This window comes from Kitasatospora sp. NPDC048722 (assembly GCF_040650235.1).
Classification (GTDB): Bacteria; Actinomycetota; Actinomycetes; order Streptomycetales; family Streptomycetaceae; genus Kitasatospora.
Genome location: NZ_JBEZGX010000059.1, coordinates 1 through 16,260, shown reverse-complemented (window position 1 = coordinate 16,260; position 16,260 = coordinate 1). Strand labels below are relative to the sequence as shown.

At 75.7% G+C, this 16,260-nt stretch carries 15 protein-coding genes; 3 read left to right on the top strand and 12 right to left on the bottom strand.

Annotated features, from left to right (window positions below):
- Window positions 1–67: 67 nt before the first annotated feature.
- Window positions 68–1,516, top strand: coding sequence for an aminopeptidase P family protein (locus tag AB0C76_RS32655; RefSeq protein WP_359972546.1), 1,449 nt, complete (start codon window positions 68–70; stop codon window positions 1,514–1,516).
- Window positions 1,517–1,521: 5 nt separating this feature from the next.
- Here AB0C76_RS32655 and AB0C76_RS32650 read toward each other — a convergent pair whose 3' ends face one another.
- From AB0C76_RS32650 to AB0C76_RS32640, 3 genes are read right to left on the bottom strand one after another with little or no spacing between them, the layout of a single operon-like run.
- The gene (locus AB0C76_RS32650; protein WP_359972544.1) at window positions 1,522–2,547 is read right to left on the bottom strand and encodes a nitronate monooxygenase; all 1,026 of its coding nucleotides are present in this window, start codon (window positions 2,545–2,547) and stop codon (window positions 1,522–1,524) included.
- 41 nt (window positions 2,548–2,588) lie between these two features.
- A complete protein-coding gene (locus tag AB0C76_RS32645; RefSeq protein WP_359972542.1) occupies window positions 2,589–3,221 on the bottom strand; it encodes a response regulator transcription factor in 633 nt (210 codons plus the stop codon).
- Window positions 3,218–4,438 carry a sensor histidine kinase gene (locus AB0C76_RS32640; RefSeq protein ID WP_359972540.1) on the bottom strand — a complete coding sequence of 407 codons (1,221 nt, stop codon included), beginning with the start codon at window positions 4,436–4,438 and terminating at the stop codon, window positions 3,218–3,220. Before AB0C76_RS32640 ends, AB0C76_RS32645 begins: the two co-directional genes overlap by 4 nt.
- 162 nt (window positions 4,439–4,600) lie before the next feature.
- Between AB0C76_RS32640 and AB0C76_RS32635 the strand changes: the two genes are divergently transcribed.
- On the top strand, window positions 4,601–5,677 hold the full coding sequence (locus AB0C76_RS32635) for an ABC transporter permease (protein ID WP_359972538.1): 1,077 nt from the start codon (window positions 4,601–4,603) through the stop codon (window positions 5,675–5,677).
- Window positions 5,674–6,387 (top strand): ABC transporter ATP-binding protein, encoded by a 714-nt coding sequence (locus AB0C76_RS32630; protein ID WP_359972536.1) that lies wholly within the window; start codon window positions 5,674–5,676, stop codon window positions 6,385–6,387. Before AB0C76_RS32635 ends, AB0C76_RS32630 begins: the two co-directional genes overlap by 4 nt.
- Window positions 6,388–6,823: 436 nt before the next feature.
- Here AB0C76_RS32630 and AB0C76_RS32625 read toward each other — a convergent pair whose 3' ends face one another.
- From AB0C76_RS32625 to AB0C76_RS32585, 9 genes are all read right to left on the bottom strand, one after another.
- Window positions 6,824–7,534 (bottom strand): GntR family transcriptional regulator, encoded by a 711-nt coding sequence (locus tag AB0C76_RS32625; protein ID WP_359972534.1) that lies wholly within the window; start codon window positions 7,532–7,534, stop codon window positions 6,824–6,826.
- A gap of 145 nt (window positions 7,535–7,679) precedes the next feature.
- Entirely contained in the window at window positions 7,680–8,561 is an 882-nt protein-coding gene (locus tag AB0C76_RS32620; protein WP_359972532.1) for an ornithine cyclodeaminase family protein, read from the bottom strand.
- Window positions 8,562–8,623: 62 nt separating this feature from the next.
- Entirely contained in the window at window positions 8,624–9,652 is a 1,029-nt protein-coding gene (locus tag AB0C76_RS32615) for a proline racemase family protein (protein WP_359972530.1), read from the bottom strand.
- Window positions 9,652–11,016, bottom strand: a complete 1,365-nt coding sequence (locus AB0C76_RS32610) for an aldehyde dehydrogenase family protein (RefSeq protein ID WP_359972528.1) — start codon at window positions 11,014–11,016, stop codon at window positions 9,652–9,654. The genes AB0C76_RS32615 and AB0C76_RS32610 overlap by 1 nt, the downstream gene beginning before the upstream one ends.
- A gap of 55 nt (window positions 11,017–11,071) precedes the next feature.
- Window positions 11,072–12,076, bottom strand: a complete 1,005-nt coding sequence (locus tag AB0C76_RS32605; protein ID WP_359972526.1) for a proline racemase family protein — start codon at window positions 12,074–12,076, stop codon at window positions 11,072–11,074.
- 62 nt (window positions 12,077–12,138) lie between these two features.
- Entirely contained in the window at window positions 12,139–13,047 is a 909-nt protein-coding gene (locus AB0C76_RS32600) for a dihydrodipicolinate synthase family protein (protein WP_359972524.1), read from the bottom strand.
- Between the two features lie 88 nt (window positions 13,048–13,135).
- Complete coding sequence (locus AB0C76_RS32595) at window positions 13,136–14,566, bottom strand: NAD(P)/FAD-dependent oxidoreductase (protein WP_359972522.1); 1,431 nt, start codon at window positions 14,564–14,566, stop codon at window positions 13,136–13,138.
- Complete coding sequence (locus tag AB0C76_RS32590; RefSeq protein ID WP_359972520.1) at window positions 14,547–14,864, bottom strand: (2Fe-2S)-binding protein; 318 nt, start codon at window positions 14,862–14,864, stop codon at window positions 14,547–14,549. Before AB0C76_RS32590 ends, AB0C76_RS32595 begins: the two co-directional genes overlap by 20 nt.
- 36 nt (window positions 14,865–14,900) lie before the next feature.
- Window positions 14,901–16,061, bottom strand: a complete 1,161-nt coding sequence (locus AB0C76_RS32585) for an FAD-binding oxidoreductase (RefSeq protein ID WP_359972518.1) — start codon at window positions 16,059–16,061, stop codon at window positions 14,901–14,903.
- Window positions 16,062–16,260: the final 199 nt, after the last annotated feature.

Genomic DNA, 16,260 nt, shown 5'->3' with positions numbered 1-16,260 from the left:
CCTGCGCCGCCCGTTACCGAGCTGTGTCCGGCGTCCTACCGCCCGCGCCACGTCGAGGAGTTCACCGGTGACCCTCCGTCAAGCCGACCTCAACACGGGGAGCCACGACCTCCCCGTCTCCCCCGCCCTCGACGCCTTCATGGCCACGCGGTGGGCCCCCACCCCGCTGCCCGCCGACCGGCGCGCGCCCGGTCACGACCGCCTCCCCGGACGGCACGCCCGGCTCTCCGCCGCGTTCCCCGGCGAGCGGCTGGTCGTCCCCGCCGGCCGGCTCAAGGTCCGCTGCAACGACCTCGACCACCGCTTCCGCCCGCACAGCGCCTACGCCTGGCTCACCGGCCTCACCGGCGAGGACCAGGCCGACCACGTCCTCGTCCTCGAACCGGCCGGCCCCACCGGGCACGAACCCGTGCTCCACCTGCGTCCCCGTTCCCCGCGCGACGGCGCCGAGTTCTACCGCGACCGCCGCTACGGCGAGTTCTGGGTCGGTCGCCGCCCCGACCTCGCCGAGGCCGCCGCGCTCACCGGCCTGCGCACCGAACACCTCGACGACCTCGCCAAGCTGTTCACCGGACCGCAGCCGCCGACCCGCGTCCTGGCCGGCACCGACCCGTTCGTCGACTCCCTGCGGACCGGCACCGACGCCCTCCGCGACCGCGAACTGGCCGCCGTCCTCTCCGAGTTGCGCCTGGTCAAGGACACCTGGGAGGTCAACCAGCTCCAACTCGCCGTCGACCACACCGTCCTGGGGTTCGAGGACGTCGTCCGCGCCCTGCCCGCCGCCCTGCGCCACCCGCGCGGCGAACGCTGGGTCGAGGGCGTCTTCGACCTCCGCGCCCGCGCCGAGGGCAACGGCACCGGCTACACCACCATCGCCGCCTCCGGCGCCCACGCCTGCGTCCTGCACTGGATCCGCAACGACGGCCCCCTCGACCCCGGCGCCCTGCTCCTCCTCGACGCCGGCGTCGAGACGGACACCCTGTACTCCGCCGACATCACCCGCACCCTGCCCCTGAGCGGCACCTTCACCCCCGTCCAGCGCCAGGCCTACGACCTCGTCCTCGCCGCCCAGAGCGCCGGAATCGCCGCCCTGCGCCCCGGCGCCCGCTTCCGTGACTTCCACCGCGCCGCGATGCGGGTCGTCGCCGAAGGCCTCGCCGACTGGGGCGTCCTGCGCATCCCCGCCGACCAGGCCCTCGCCGAGGACAACGGCCTGTACCGCCGCTACACCCTCTGCGGCAGCGGCCACATGCTCGGCCTCGACTACCACGACTGCGCCCAGGCCCGCGCCGACCGCTACCTCGACGGCACCCTGGAGGAGGGCATGGTCCTCACCGTCGAACCCGGCCTCTACCTCCAGCCCGACGACGAAACCCTCCCGTTGGAACTGCGAGGCCTGGGCATCCGCATCGAGGACGACCTCGTCATCACGCGGGACGGCGCCCGCCTGATGTCCAGCGCCCTCCCGAGGACACCGGGGGCCATCGAGTCCTGGATGGCCGACCTGCTGCGTTGAGCCCTCTACGCCCCCCGCGCCGCACGCCAGAGGTCGGTGACGATCCGCTCCGCCGGGCCCGGGCTCGCGAGGTGGTGGGCGGTTCCTGCCCAGAGGTGCATGGACCGGGTGTCGGCGCGCCGGGCGGCGGCGGCGCGCAGGGGGCCGGTGAGGTGGTGGACCTCGGGGTAGGCGGGAGGGGCGTAGGGGCCGTGGCGGTCGATGAAGGCATTGCGCAGGCCGCGGGCCGGACGGCCGGTGAAGGCGCGGGTGACGACGGTCTCCGGCAGTTCGGTGAGCGCCGCCCGGTGGGCCTGCGACGCGCCGGACTCGTCCGCGCGCAGCAGCGCCGTCCCCAGCTGCACCGCCACCGCCCCCGCCCGCAGCGCCGCCGCGATGGACGGACCGTCGCCGATTCCGCCGGCGGCGATCAGCGGCAGGGCGGTCACCGTCCGTACGGTGCCCAGGAGTTCGAGCAGTGGCACTTCTCCAGGCTCGTCCCCGACGCGGTGGGTGCCCCGGTGGCCGCCCGCCTCCGGGCCCTGCACGCAGAGCGCGTCCATGCCGACCGCCTCCGCCGACCGCGCCTCCTCGGGCGTGGTGACGGTGCCCACCTGGAACGACCCCGCCGCGCGCACGGCCGCGGCCTCCGCCGCCGTGGGCAGCCCGAAGGTGTACGAGACGACGTCGACCGGATCGGCCAGCAGCACGCCGAGCTTGGCCTCCCAGTCGTCCCGGTCCGGCCCGATCTCCTCGGGCAGCCGGACGCCCCACCGCTCGGCCTCGGGCCGCAGCCGCTCCCGGTAGGCCGCGACCGCCACCGGATCGCCGGGCTCGGCCGGGACGAAGAGGTTCACGCCGAAGGCCCGGTCGGTCGCCTTCCGTACGGCGGCGATCTGTTCGGCCGTCCCGGCGGCCGTCCGGTAGCCCGCGGCCAGGAACCCCAGCCCGCCGGCCCGGTTCACCGCCGCCACCAGCTCGGGCGTCGATGCCCCGCCCGCCATCGGCGCGGCGATCACGGGAACGGCGAGTTCGTCGAGGCGGACGGCCATCTGCGCTCCTCACACTGCTGCGGGCACGGAACACCCCCACCCTACGCCCGCCGGATCAGCCCCCGGCCGCGTGCCTCCCGCACCGCCGCCGTGCGCGAGTCGACCCCCAACTTCGTGTAGATGTGCACCAGATGCGACTTCACCGTGGCCTGGCTCAGGTGCAGCCGCTGGCTCACCTGCTGGTTGGTCAGCCCGTCCGCGACCAGCCCCAGCACCTCGATCTCCCGGTTGCTGAGCGACGCCGCGGGAGTCCGCATCCGCTCCAGCAGCCGGTCGGCGACGGTCGGCGCGAGCGCCGTCCGACCGGCCGCCGCGGCCCGCACCGCCTGGGCGAGTTCCTCCGGCGGGGCGTCCTTCAGCAGGTACCCGGTGGCGCCGGCCTCCAGGGCGGGCAGGGTGTCCGCGTCCGTGTCGTACGTCGTGACGACGAGCACCCGCGGCGCCCCCGCGCGGGCGGTGATCTCGGCCGTCGCCTGGGCCCCGTTCATCGCCGCGCCGGGCCCGAACTGGAGGTCCATGAGCACGACGTCGACCCCGCCCCCGGAAGCCAGCTCGACCGCCCGTTCGGCGGTCGCCGCCTCCCCGACGATCGTGAAGTCCGGTTCGCCCTCCAGGACGGCCCGCAGCCCGGCCCGCACCACCGGGTGGTCGTCCGCCAGCAGCAGCCTGATCACGCCCCCACCTCCGTCGCCGGGAACGCCGACGGCACCGGCAGCAGCACGGCGAGCGCCGTGCCCTCGCCGGGCGCCGACTCCACGGCGAAGGTGCCGCCGAGCGCCCGGGCCCGGGCCCGCATCGACGGCAGCCCGAACCCGCCGTCGTCGCGCGCCGGGCGCCCCGGGAGCGCCGCCGGATCGAACCCGGCCCCGTCGTCGAACACGTCGAGTGCCACCTCGCCCTCCATGTAGCTGAGCGTCACCTCGGCGTGCGAGGCCTGCGCGTGCCGGACGGTGTTGCCGAGCGCCGACTGCGCGATCCGCAGCAGCGCGACCTCCTGCGGCACCGGCAGCCGCACCGGCTCCCCGGAGACGTGCAGGTGGACGGGCAGCCCGCTGTGCGCCGTCGTGGTGGCGCACAGCCGCTCCAGCGCGACGGGCAGCGGGTCGCCGTCGAGCGCGGGCGGGGTGAGCGCGCGGACGAAGCGCCGGGCCTCGTCGAGGTTGTCCTGGGCGGCCTGCCGGGCCTGCTCGACGTAGCCGGCCGCGGCGTCCGTGCGGTCCGGCAGGGCCCGCTGGGCGGCCCGGAGCAGCAGCTGGATGCTGCTGAGGCTCTGCGCGAGGGTGTCGTGGATCTCCCGGGCGAGGCGCTCGCGCTCGGCGAGCACCCCGGCGGCGTGGTGGGCGGTGGCGAGGTCGGCGCGGGCGGCGGTGAGCTCGTCGATCAGCCGGCGGCGCTCCTCGCTCTCCCGGTACAGCGCCTGGTAGCCGAGGACGGTCGCGGTGGCGACGGCGGCACCGAGCGCGGGCCCGATGGACGCGGCCACGCTGAAGGTGTGCTGGTGCCAGGACCACGCGGCGATCGCGGCGGCGGCCGTCAGCCCGACGGCGGCGAGTCCGCCCCGACGGCCGAGCAGGTGCAGTTCGAGGAAGTACAGCGGGAAGGCCAGCCACACCCCGTCCTGCGTGGCCACGAGCACGCCCGCCCAGGTGACGCCGAGCAGCGCGAGCCACAGGGCGGCCGCCCGGCGCGAGCGGCGGACGGCGGCGAGCCGCGGCCCGGCCGCGTAGGCGGCGCCCATCGCGGTGGCGGCGGCGGTCACGGACGCCGGGTCGCCGTCGCGGCCGCCGACGGCGCGGGCGACGGCGAGGACGAGCAGGCCCGCCACGAGCAGGTGCAGGCAGACCTGGAGGACGCGGGCGACGGGGGTGGTGCGGGAACGTTCGGTCGCCATTGGTCCAGCCTAAGTTCCGCGTCCGGGGTCCGGCATCAATCAAAAGGTTGAACTCCGCTTCTGCCTTTCGATGCCGAGGATGCAATCCCCGGTGCGATGCCCGCGGACCCCCTTCCCGGCGACGGTGTAGGCACACATTCGTTTCGTGCAGAGAGGCCCGTCGTGTTCGTCGCCTGGAGGGACCTGGGGTTCGCCAAGGGGCGGTTCGCCCTGATGGGGACCGTTATCGTGCTGATCACCGTGTTGGTCGGCCTGCTGTCCGGGCTGACCGCCGGGCTCGGTCGGCAGAACATCTCGGCGATCACCGGCCTGCCCGCCGACCACCTGGTGTTCGGACGGCCCGCCGACGGCCAGAAGCTCTCGTTCACCGACTCCCAGGTCACCCCGGACCAGTGGCAGGCCTGGTCGCACGAGCCGGGCGTGACCTCCGCCCAGCCCCTCGGCATCACCACGACCAAGGCCGCCGCCGGGCAGCGCACCGCCGCGCTCTCCGCCTTCGGCGTCCCGGACGGCTCCGGGCTGGCCCCGCAGGGCACCCGGATCACCGCCGGCCAGGCGGTGCTGTCGAAGACCGCCGCCGAGAACCTCGGCGGGCTGGCGACAGGCGCCACCCTCACGGTGGCCGGCCGCCCCCTCACCGTCGCCGCCGTCGACGGCGACGCCGCCTACAGCCACACCCCCGTGATCTGGACCAGCCTCACCGACTGGCAGGCGTTCGCCCCCGGCGGTGCCGGCCACGCCACCGTCATCGCGCTCACCACCACGAAGGGCACCGACCTCGGCGCAGCCGACGCCCGCCTCGGCACCGAGACCCGCACCCGCGACGACGCGCTCGCCGCGATCGGCTCCTACACCTCCGAGAACGGCTCGCTGCAGCTGATGCGCGGGTTCCTGTTCGCCATCTCCGCCCTGGTCATCGGCGCGTTCTTCACCGTCTGGACGATCCAGCGCAGCGGCGACGTCGCCGTCCTCAAGGCCCTCGGCGCCTCCACCCGCTACCTGCTGCGCGACGCGCTCGGCCAAGCCGTCCTGCTGCTGCTGCTCGGCACCGCGGCGGGCACCGCGATCGCCATCGGCGCGGGCTCCCTGATCGGCTCCGCCGTCCCGTTCGTCCTGGACGCCCCGACCCTGCTGCTGCCCGCCGCCGTGATGATCGCCCTCGGCGCCGTCGGCGCGGCCCTGTCCATCCGCCGGATCACCTCCGTCGACCCGCTGACCGCCCTCGGGAGCGCCCGATGACCCTCCACCTCGACCACGTCACCCTGACCTACCCGGACGGCGACGGCCGGCTCACCGCCCTCGACGACGTCTCCCTGACCGTCCCCGCGGGCACCATCACCGCCGTGGTCGGCCCGTCCGGCTCCGGCAAGTCCAGCCTGCTCGCGGTCGCCGCGACCCTCATCGCCCCCGACTCCGGCCGGGTCGTCGTGGACGGTGCCGACACCACCGGCCTCACCCGCGCCGAGCTGACCGCGCTGCGCCGCACCCGCATCGGCATCGTCTTCCAGCAGGCCAATCTGCTGCCCTCGCTCACCGCCGCCGAACAGCTCCAGGTGATGGCCCACCTCGACGGCCGCTCCCCGCGCGCCGCCCTCCCCCGCGCCCTCGAACTCCTCGACGCCGTCGGCCTCCGCGACCAGGCCCACCGCCGCCCGCACCAGCTCTCCGGCGGCCAGCGCCAACGCGTCAACATCGCACGGGCGTTGATGAACGACCCGAAGGTACTGCTGATCGACGAACCCACCAGCGCCCTCGACCACGAACGGGGCGCGGCCGTCCTCGACCTGATCACGACCCTCACGCACCAACGCGCGACGGCGACGGTCCTGGTCACCCACGACCGCACCCACCTGACCGCCGTCGACGAGATCGCCGAGGTCCACGACGGCCGGCTGGCCACTTCTTCGAACCCAGCAGGTCGTCCGCCGCTGGCGTCACCGGTGCCCTGATCGACTCCGGCAGCGTGAACGACTGCCCCTGGTGATGGACGGCGTGTACCCGGTGCTCGCCGTCCCTGGGGTCGGCGAGCACCATGACGCGCCGGTTCTTCCGGTCCACGGCGACGTGGGCCGGAACGTCGGCCTCGTCCCCATCGAGGCCGACCGCGAAAAGCACCCGCATGAGGCGACTCGGCGACTTGCCGTGCGAAACGTCCGGCGGCCGCGCCACGGTGATCCGGCTCCCGACGATCTCGACCCGGTGCCCGGCGAACTGGTTCGAGACCAGCTCGGCGGGTTCGAGCCGTGTCAGCTGCCCCATCGGTTCTTCCACCGCTGCGGCGGACAGGGAGTTCCTCCTGGCTGCCGAGGTCGAGAACATCGTCGTAGGACGCAGGCGCGTTCCCGCGCTCGATCTTCGACTCTCACCCGGACGGGTGGTCGACCCCTACCGCGCCCGCAGCCGCAGCGCCGTGCGGGGCTCCTCCTGCGTCTCCTGGCCGTTGGCCCACAGGGACCGGACGTGGCTCAGGTGCCGCGTCATGCAGGCCTCCGCGGCCTCCGCGTCGCCCGACAGCATCAGGTCCAGCAGCTCCAGGTGCTCCTCCGCCGAGGACACCAGCTCGCCGCGCTCGTCGAGCCGGTTCAGCCCGTACAGCCGCGAGCGCTTGCGCAGGTCCCCCACGACGTCGACCAGCCGTGCGTTGCCCGCCAGCCCCAGCAGGTCGAGGTGGAACTGGCGGTCGGCCTCCAGGTAGCCGATGAGGTCGTGCTTGCGCGCCGCCGCCACGATCGCCTCCGCCTGCGGGCGCAGCCGCTCCAACTGCTCGGCGGTGGCCGTGCGGGTGACCCGGCCGACGGTCGGGACCTCGATGAGCGCACGGATCTCGGTGTAGTCGTCGAGGTCCCGCTCGGTGAGTTCGGTGACCCGGAAGCCCTTGTTCCGGACGGCCTCCACCAGGCCCTCGCGGGCGAGGTCGAGCATGGCCTCGCGCACCGGCGTGGCGGAGACGCCGAAGTCGGCCGCGAGCGCGGGCGCGGAGTAGACGACACCGGGGCGCAGCTCGCCGGAGATCAGGGCGGCGCGCAGCGCGTGGGCGACCTGGTCGCGGAGCCGCTCCTGCACGGAGATCAGGGTGCGGGACTTGAGCTCGGCCATGGTGTTCCTCCGGGTCGGTGCAGAACACCAGCGTACAATGTCACGTTACGGTGTGTGCGCAACGGTCCGCGATTCGAGCCGCAGCTCATCGTGGCAGCGGCCGCCGGCCGTGACAACGGCCGGCGGCCCACGAAACCCGCCGTCATCAGCCGCCCGCGTGCACCTCTGCCGCCACGGCCAGGTCCTCCCAGGCCATGCCGACGCTCTTGAAGAACCGCGGCCGGTCCGCCGGCACGTGGACGTCGCCGCGCACCAGCTCGGCCAGGTTCCACACCTGGCGTCCGGAAACCCCCGCCATGATCAGGTCCCCGGCCTCGCGGGCCGCCACCGTCCGCGCCTCGACGTAGAGTTCGGCCCGCCCCACCAGCGCGGCGTCCACCTCCCGCGCCTCCGGCTCGTGCGAGCCGACCGCGGCGACGGCGGCGTGCGCGGGCACCAGGGCGCCGTCGAACAGCGGCGTGCGCGCGGTGGTGCAGCAGACCACCACGTCCGCCGCCGCGACGGCCTCCGGCCCGCCGACCGAGGCCGCCAGCCCGAGCCCCCGCCCGTACGCGGCCAGCGCCTCCGCGGGCCCGGCGCTGCGCGCGACGACGGTGAGCCGGGTCAGCGGCCGGATCGCGAGCAGCGCGTCGAGGTGCCCGTACGCCTGCGGCCCGGCGCCGAACAGCACGAGGTGCGCGGCCTCCGGCGGGGCGAGCCGGCGCAGGGCGACGGCGGTGACGGCGGGCGTGCGCAGCGCGGTGAGCGCGGCGCCGTCGAGCAGCGCGACGGGCTGGAGGGTGGGCCCGTCGAGCAGGAGGTAGCTGCCGGTGATCCGGGGCAGGCCGCGCCCGGGGTTGGCGGGCGCGACACCGGCGATCTTGACGCCCGCGTACCGCCCGGCGGCGGCGGGCATCATCAGCAGCTCGCCCGCCGGGACGGGCACCCCGGTGCGGACGGGCGCGGCCTCGGGGTCGAACCCGTCGAGCAGCATCCGCTCGACCGCGTCGGCGGCCTGGGCGGGCGTGACGGACCCGGTGCCCGACACGGCGTACCGGAGCGGCTCAGTCGCCGTGCCGGGCGGTACGGAGGAATTCGCGTCAGAAGAAGTCACAGCAGGAATCCTGCCCCGAGCCCGTCCCCTTCTTCCAGCACGAATCCGTGTTCCCCGGTCCGGTGCGCCGTCCCCGTCACCTCCGTGACGAGGCCGGAGCCCAGCGGGTCGCCGCCCGCCAGCACCCGCCCGTGGAACACCGTCCCGATGACCGACTCGTGCCGCAGCTCCTCGCCCGGCCCGAGCCGCCCCTCCGCCGCGAGCACCGCGAGCCGGGCGGAGGTGCCGGAGCCGCAGGGCGAGCGGTCGATCTGCCCGTCCGCGAAGACGGTGACATTGCGCTGGCGCAACCCTTCGCCCTCCCAAGGGAGTTCGTCGTAGAGCACGACCCCGTACACGCCCGAGAGCCGCGGGTCCGACGGATGCGCCACCGCCTCCGAGCCCTCCAGCGCCCGCCTGATCTCCCGCCCGACCGCGGTGAGTTCCGGCAGCCGGGCGGTGTCGACGGTCAGGCCCAGCGCCGCCGCCGGCACGGAGGCGTAGCAGGCGCCGGAGTGCGCCACCGCGACCTCCGCCGTGCCGCGCGAGGTCGCCACCGGCAGCTTCAGCGCGCTCACCCGCGACGGCACGTTGCGGAAGGTCACCCCGGTGGTGCGCCCGCCGGCCCGGTGGACGAGCGCCGTGACGCGCCCCGACGGCACGTCGATCCGCACCCGCGCCACGCCGTCCGCGGGGGCGGCGACCAGCCCGGAGTCGACCGCCCACGCGCCGAGCGCGATGGTGCCGTGCCCGCAGGCGGTCGAGTAGCCGTCCTTGTGCCAGAACAGGACGCCCAGGTGCGCCTCGTCGTCGTCCGGCGGCACCAGGAACCCGCCGTACATCCCGGCGTGCCCGCGCGGTTCGCGGCTGAGCAGCCGGCGGACGTCGTCCAGCGCACTCGGCCGGGGCGCGGTGGCGCTGCCGCCCGCGCCGATCGCGATGGCCCGCCGCTCGGCGACGCTGTCCCCGGGGATCACCGGGGCACCGTCCAGCACGATCCGGAACGGCTCGCCGCCCGTGTGGTAGTCGACGGTCCGGACGTCCATCACACGCCCCCGGCGGGCAGCACGCTGACCGTCCGCCCGACGGTGTAGAAGTCGAGCGCCGCCTGCCCCTGCTCGCGCTCCCCGTGGCTCGCGCCCTTGGCACCGCCGAACGGCAGGTGGAAGTCGACGCCGCTGGACGGCGCGTTGATCCGGATCATGCCCGCGTCCAGCCGGTCGGCGGCCGCCAGGGCGACGTCCAGGCTGCGGCTGTGCACCGAGGTGGCGAGGCTGTGCGGGGTGTCGTTGGCGAGCGCGATCGCCGCGTCGAGGTCGGGCACGGCGTGCAGCACGGCGACCGGGCCGAAGAACTCCTCGCGCGCCAGCGGGTGTTCGGCGGGCACCCCGCTGAGCAGCGCCGGTTCGACGTACCAGCCGGCCCGCGCGGGTACCCGCCCGCCGGCGAGCAGTTCGGCCCCGGCGGCCACGGCCGAGTCGACGGCCGTGGTCAGCCGGTCCCGGGCTCCGGCGTTGATGACGGGCCCGCAGACCGTGTCGTCCGTCCCCTCCAGCGCCTTGACCAGCGCGTCCCGCAGCGGCTCGTACGCCTCGCCGACCGCGATCACCCGGCTGGTGGCGGTGCACTTCTGCCCCGCGTACCCGGCGACGGCGGCGGCGATGTGCCCGGCGGCCTGCGCGATGTCGGCGTCCGGCAGCACCAGCGCGGCGTTCAGCCCGCCGAGTTCGGCCTGCACGGGCACGCCGCGCTCGGTGGCCGCCCGGACGACGGCCCGGCCGATCCCGGTCGAGCCGGTGAAGGACACCACGTCCGCCGCGTCGACCAGCGCCGCGCCCTCCTCCGCGCCGCCCGGCAGCACCGTGAACACGTCCTCCGCCAGCCCGGCGAGCGCCACCAGTTCGGCCAGCCGCAGCGCGCACGCGGTCGCCTCCGGCGCCGGCTTGAGCACGGCGGCGTTGCCGACCGCCAGCGCCGGTGCGGCCTTCCAGCTCGGGATCGCCAGCGGGAAGTTCCACGGCGCGATCAGCCCGGCCACCCCGTGCGGCCGCCGCCGGGTGAGCAGCAGCCCGGGCCCGCCCGCGGTCTCGTGCACGGCCCCGGCGGGCGCGAACGGCGCCTGCGCGTAGTAACGCCAGATCGCCGCCGTCCTGGCGACCTCGCCGCGCGCCTCGGCGAGCGGCTTGCCGACCTCGCGCACGACCAGCGAGGCCAGCTCCTCCGCGTGCGCCTCGACCGCGTCGGCGATCCGGCCGAGCGCCGCCGACCGGGCGCCGGCGCCCGCGGCGAACCACCGCGCCTGGGCGCCGCGGGCCCGCGCGACGGCGGCCCGGACGGCGTCGGCGCCGGGTTCCTCGACGGCGACGACGAGGTCCGCGGGGTCGGCGGGGTTGTACGAGGTGATGGTCACGACCGGGAACCCTTCGAACGGAACGTCACGTCAAGCACTGTCACAGCAGGCCCGGTCACAGCAGGAACCCCGCCGGGAAGGGGTCGGTGGGATCGAGGAAGTACTGGGCGGTGCCGGTCACCCAGGCCCGCCCGGTGACGGTCGGCACCACCGCGGGCCGCCCGCCCACCTCGGTCTCCTCGACCAGTCGCCCGACGAAGGTGGTCCCGATGAACGAGTCGTTGCGGAAGTCCCGCCCGAGCGGCAGTTCGCCGCGCGCGTGCAGCTGCGCCATCCGCGCCGAGGTGCCGGTGCCGCACGGCGAGCGGTCGAACCAGCCGGGGTGGATGGCCATCGCGTGCCGCGAGTGCTCCGCGGTCGAGCCGGGTGCGAGCAGCTGCACGTGGTGGCAGCTGTGGAAGGACGGGTTCTCCGGGTGCACCGGCCGCTCGGGGCCCGCGTTGATGGCGTCCATCAGGGCGAGCCCGGCGGTGAGGATGTCCTGCTTGCGCTCGCGCTCGAACGGCAGCCCGAACTCGGCGAGCGGCAGGATGGCGTAGAAGTTGCCGCCGTAGGCGAGGTCGTAGCTCACCGTCCCGTACCCGGGCACGTCGATCTTGCGGTCGAGCGCGACGGTGTAGGAGGCCACGTTGCGGATGGTCACGGCCTTGGCCGCGCCGTCCTCGACCTGCACCTCGGCGACCACGAGCCCGGCCGGCGTGTCCAGCCGCACGGTCGTCACCGGCTCGACGACCGGCACCATCCCGGTCTCCACCAGCACGGTGGCGACGCCGATCGTGCCGTGCCCGCACATCGGCAGCAGCCCGGAGACCTCGATGAACAGCACCCCGTAGTCGGCGTCCGGCCGGGTCGGCGGCTGCAGGATCGCGCCGCTCATCGCGGCGTGCCCGCGCGGCTCGTACATCAGCAGCGTGCGGAAGTGGTCCAGGTGCTGCTGGAAGTGCACCCGGCGCTCGGCCATGGTGGCGCCCGGAACGACACCGAACCCGCCGGTGACGACCCGGGTCGGCATGCCCTCGGTGTGCGAGTCGACGGCGTGGAACACGTGACGGCTGCGCATGTGTCGGAACTCCCTCGGAGGATGGGCCGGCTGCCCCGTCAGCCGGCTCGCTGGCTAAGGATTCAGGACAGGCCCTCGGCCAGCGCCTTCTCGGTGGCCGCCCGGACGGCCGCGTCGGCCTCCGCCCCCAGCGGCCGCCGGGGCGGCCGGACGGGCCCGCCGGGGCGCCCGGCGATGTCCATCGACAGCTTGATGGCCTGGACGAACTCGGTCTTGGAGTCCCAGCGCAGCAGCGGGTGCAGCGCCCGGTAGAGCGGCAGCGCGGTCTCCAGGTCGTGCGCGACGGCGGCCTTGTAGAGCGCGGCCGAGGCCTCCGGCAGCGCGTTCGGGTAGCCGGCGATCCAGCCGACCGCTCCGGCCAGCGCGAGCTCGAGCAGGACGTCGTCCGCGCCGATCAGCAGGTCGAGCCCGGGCGCGAGTTCGGCGATCTCGTAGGCCCGGCGGACGTCGCCGCTGAACTCCTTGACCGCGACGATCGAGCCCTCGGCGTGCAGTTCGGCGAGCAGCGCGGGGACGAGGTCGACCTTGGTGTCGATCGGGTTGTTGTACGCGACGACCGGCACGCCCGCCCGGGCCACCTCGGCGTAGTGCGCGCGGACGGCGGCGTGGTCGGCCCGGTACGCGTTCGGCGGCAGCAGCAGGACGGAGCCGGCGCCCGCCTCCGCGGCCTGTTCGGCCCAGCGGCGGGACTCGGCGCTCCCGTACGCGGCGACGCCGGGCATGACCCGGGCGCCGTCGCCGGCCGCCTCGACGGCCACCCGGACGATGCGGGCGCGCTCGTCGTCGGTGAGCGTCTGGTACTCGCCGAGCGAGCCGTTGGGGACCACGCCGTCGCAGCCGTTGTCGATCAGCCAGCGGACGTGCTCGGCGTAGGCGTCGTAGTCGACGGAGAGGTCCTGGCGCAGCGGGATCGCGGTGGCGACCATGATGCCGCGCCAGGGCCGGGTGGTGTCGTGCGGGGTGTGGGACACGATGACTCCTTGGTGAGGTGTGACATTTTATTAGTGGGGACGGGCCGGAGACAAGAGTCCCCGGCCCCCGTGTTCGGTCGGGCCCGGTTCAGTCGCCGGCCGCCAGCTGCGAGAGCGGCACCGGACAGGCGAGCGGGCGCCGGTCCGGCCCCGCTCCCCCGTGACCGGAGGCATCGCCGGCGCCGGACAGGCAGGCCACCGCCGGACCGCACATCCGGCCCTGGCACCACCCCATCCCCGCGCGGGTCAGCAGCTTGACGGTCCGCGGGTCCCCCGCGCCCAGCTCGTCCACCGCCTCCCGGATCGCCGCCAGCGGCACCTCCTCGCACCGGCACACGTCGGTGTCCGGGCGCAGCCAGTCCGTCCAGCCCGGGCCCGGCCGGTGGGCGGCGGCCATCAGGGCGGCGAAGGCCCGCCGCCGGGCCCGGCGGCGCAGCAGCGCCGGCTCCGGGGTGCGGCCGGCGACCGCGTGCGCGGCCAGCGCGCCCTCCGCGATCGCGAGGTCCGCGCCGCCCACGCCGTTGGCCTCCCCCGCCGACCACAGGCCGGGGACGGTGGTGCGCAGCCGGGCGTCCACCCGCAGCGCGACCGCGCCGTCCGGGCCGGTCACGGTGTCCGCGCCGAGCTCGGTCGCGAGCTCGATCTGCGGCAGCAGGCCGTGGCCGACGGCGAGCGCGTCGCAGGCGATCCGGCGGCCGGTGCCGGGCACCGGCCGCCAGTCGGCGTCCAGCCGGGCCACCGTGACGGCGGTGACGCGGTCGGTGCCGTGCGCCTCGACGACGGCGCTGCGCGGGCGCAGCCGCACCCGGTGGCGCAGCAGCGCGCCGCCGTGCCCGGCACCCTCGACGAGCTTGGCGGGAACGGCCGCCAGCACGCCGGGGCGCCGGGCGTAGCCGAGGTAGTCGCCGGCCTCGACCACCGCGGGCACCTCGGCCCCGGCGCTGACGAGCGAGGACGCCGCCGCGAGCAGCAGCGGCCCGCTGCCGGCCACGACGATCCGCCGGCCGGGCAGCACCAGCCCCGCCTTGAGCATGGCCTGGGCGCCGCCCGCGGTGACGACCCCGGGCAGGGTCCAGCCGGGGAAGGGCAGCTGCCGCTCGTACGCGCCGGTGGCCAGCAGCACGGCGGCGGCCCGCACGGTGGTCCGGTCGCCGGCCTCCGGCCCGAGGGTGACGTGCGCGGCGAGCCCGTCGCCGGTGCGCTCCAGCGCCCACACCTGATGGCCGCCGAGGAAACGGACCTGCCCGGTCCGCTCGTGCGCGGCCAGCCGGCCGGCCAGGTCCGCGTAGACGGACCAGCCGTGGTGCAGCCGGTCGGGCCGGGCGGCCCCGAGGCCGGGCGCGGGGTGGCGGTAGTACTGGCCGCCGCTCTGCCGGCCCCCGTCGAGCAGCGCGCAGCGCAGCCCGAGGTCGGCGGCGGTGACGGCGGCGGCGAGCCCGGCCGGGCCGGCCCCGATCACCGCGAGGTCGTACGGGAAGGACTGCGCCGCCTCCGGCGGCTCAGACGGCGAGGTCGGCACGGCCGTGGCCCTCCTGGGTGGTGACGGTGGTGCCGGGCTCGGCGGGGAGCAGGCAGGTGCGCTGGTTGGGGCGGCCGTCGACGGTGGCGAGGCAGTCGAAGCAGGCACCGATCCCGCAGAACGCCCCGCGCGGCCGCCCGCCGACCCGGGTGGTGCGCCAGGCGAGCACGCCGTCGGCCCAGAGCGCGGCGGCGATCGACTGGCCGGGCAGCGCGGGCACGGGCCGTCCGTCGAAGTCGATGTGATGGGCGGGCCCGGGCTCGGCCCCGACCAGTTCGGCGGGTGTGCGGCGGCGCATCGAGGACCTCTCCAGTCCGGTCGTGGGAAGCATGGGTCAGGCCGCGGGGAAGCGGTCGGCCCGGAACGGCGCGAGGTCCGACTCCGGTTGCTTGCCGGTCAGTTGTTCGGTGATCAGCAGGCCGGTGGCGGGGGCGAGCCCGATCCCGGCGCCCTCGTGCCCGCACGCGTGGTAGAGCCCGGGCACGCGCGGGTCGGAGCCGACGGCCGGCAGGTGGTCCGGCAGGTAGGGGCGGAAGCCCCGGTAGGCGCGCATCACGGCGACGTCCGCGAGGACCGGGAACAGCTCGGCGGCCTGCGCGGCGAGCCGCCGCAGCACCTCGTGCGACAGCGTCCGGTCGAAGCCGACCCGCTCCCGGCTGGCGCCGATCAGCACCGGCCCGCCCGGCGTGCCCTCGACCACGGCGGAGGTCTCCAGCCCGGCCGATCCGCTGGCCACGTTGGCGACGTAGTCGGCGGCGTAGACCTTGTGCCGCACGATCCGCGGCAGCGGCTCCGTGACGAGGACGAACCCGCGTCGGGGCAGGACGGGCAGGTGCACCCCGGCCAGCGCGGCGAGCTCCCCGCCCCACGTCCCGGCGGCGTTGACGACGGCGGGCGCGTCCAGCTGCCGCCGGTCGGTCCCGACGCCGAGGACGGCGCCGTCCGCCCCCCGGCGGACGGTCCGGACGGTCTCGCCGGTGATCAGTTCCGCGCCCAGCCGCCGGGCCGCGCGCAGCAGGTGGGCGGCGGCGAGGGCGGGCTGCACCTGGGCGTCCTGCGGGTAGTGGAAGCCGCCGGCCATGCGCGGCGAGAGGTGCGGCTCCAGCTCCCGCAGCCGCTCGGCGGGCACCTCCTCGGCGACGACCCCGGCGGCCGCCTGCCGCGCGGCGAAGGCCCGCAGGGCGTCCTGCCCGGCCGGGGCCTGGGCGACGACCAGGCCGCCCTTGGCCTCGTACTCCACCGCGGCGCCGAGTTCCCCGGCGAGCTCGCGCCACAACCGGGTGCTGAGCAGCGCGAGGTCGAGCTCGGGCCCGGGCTCCTTGTCGGAGACCAGCAGGTTGCCCTCGCCGGCGCCGGTGGTGCCACCGGCCACCGGCCCGCGGTCGACGACGGCGACGGCGAGCCCGGCGCGGGCCGCGTAGTACGCGCAGGCGGCGCCGACGACTCCGGCGCCGACCACGACGACGTCCAGGGGGGGTCTCCAGGTCTTGGGCACATCAGTAATATGTCACATGCCATCCACCCTGCCAAGAGTGCCGCGGCGAAACCCGAACCGGACCCAAGCGACGCAAAAGCCCCGGCCCGCCGCACCCGGGGGTGCGGCGGAGCAGAACCGCCGCGGGCGACGGTGGCACCTGCGGAGTCGGCACCACGCCAGCCTCGCGCAGGAAGGTCAGCAGCGGGACCATGCCGCG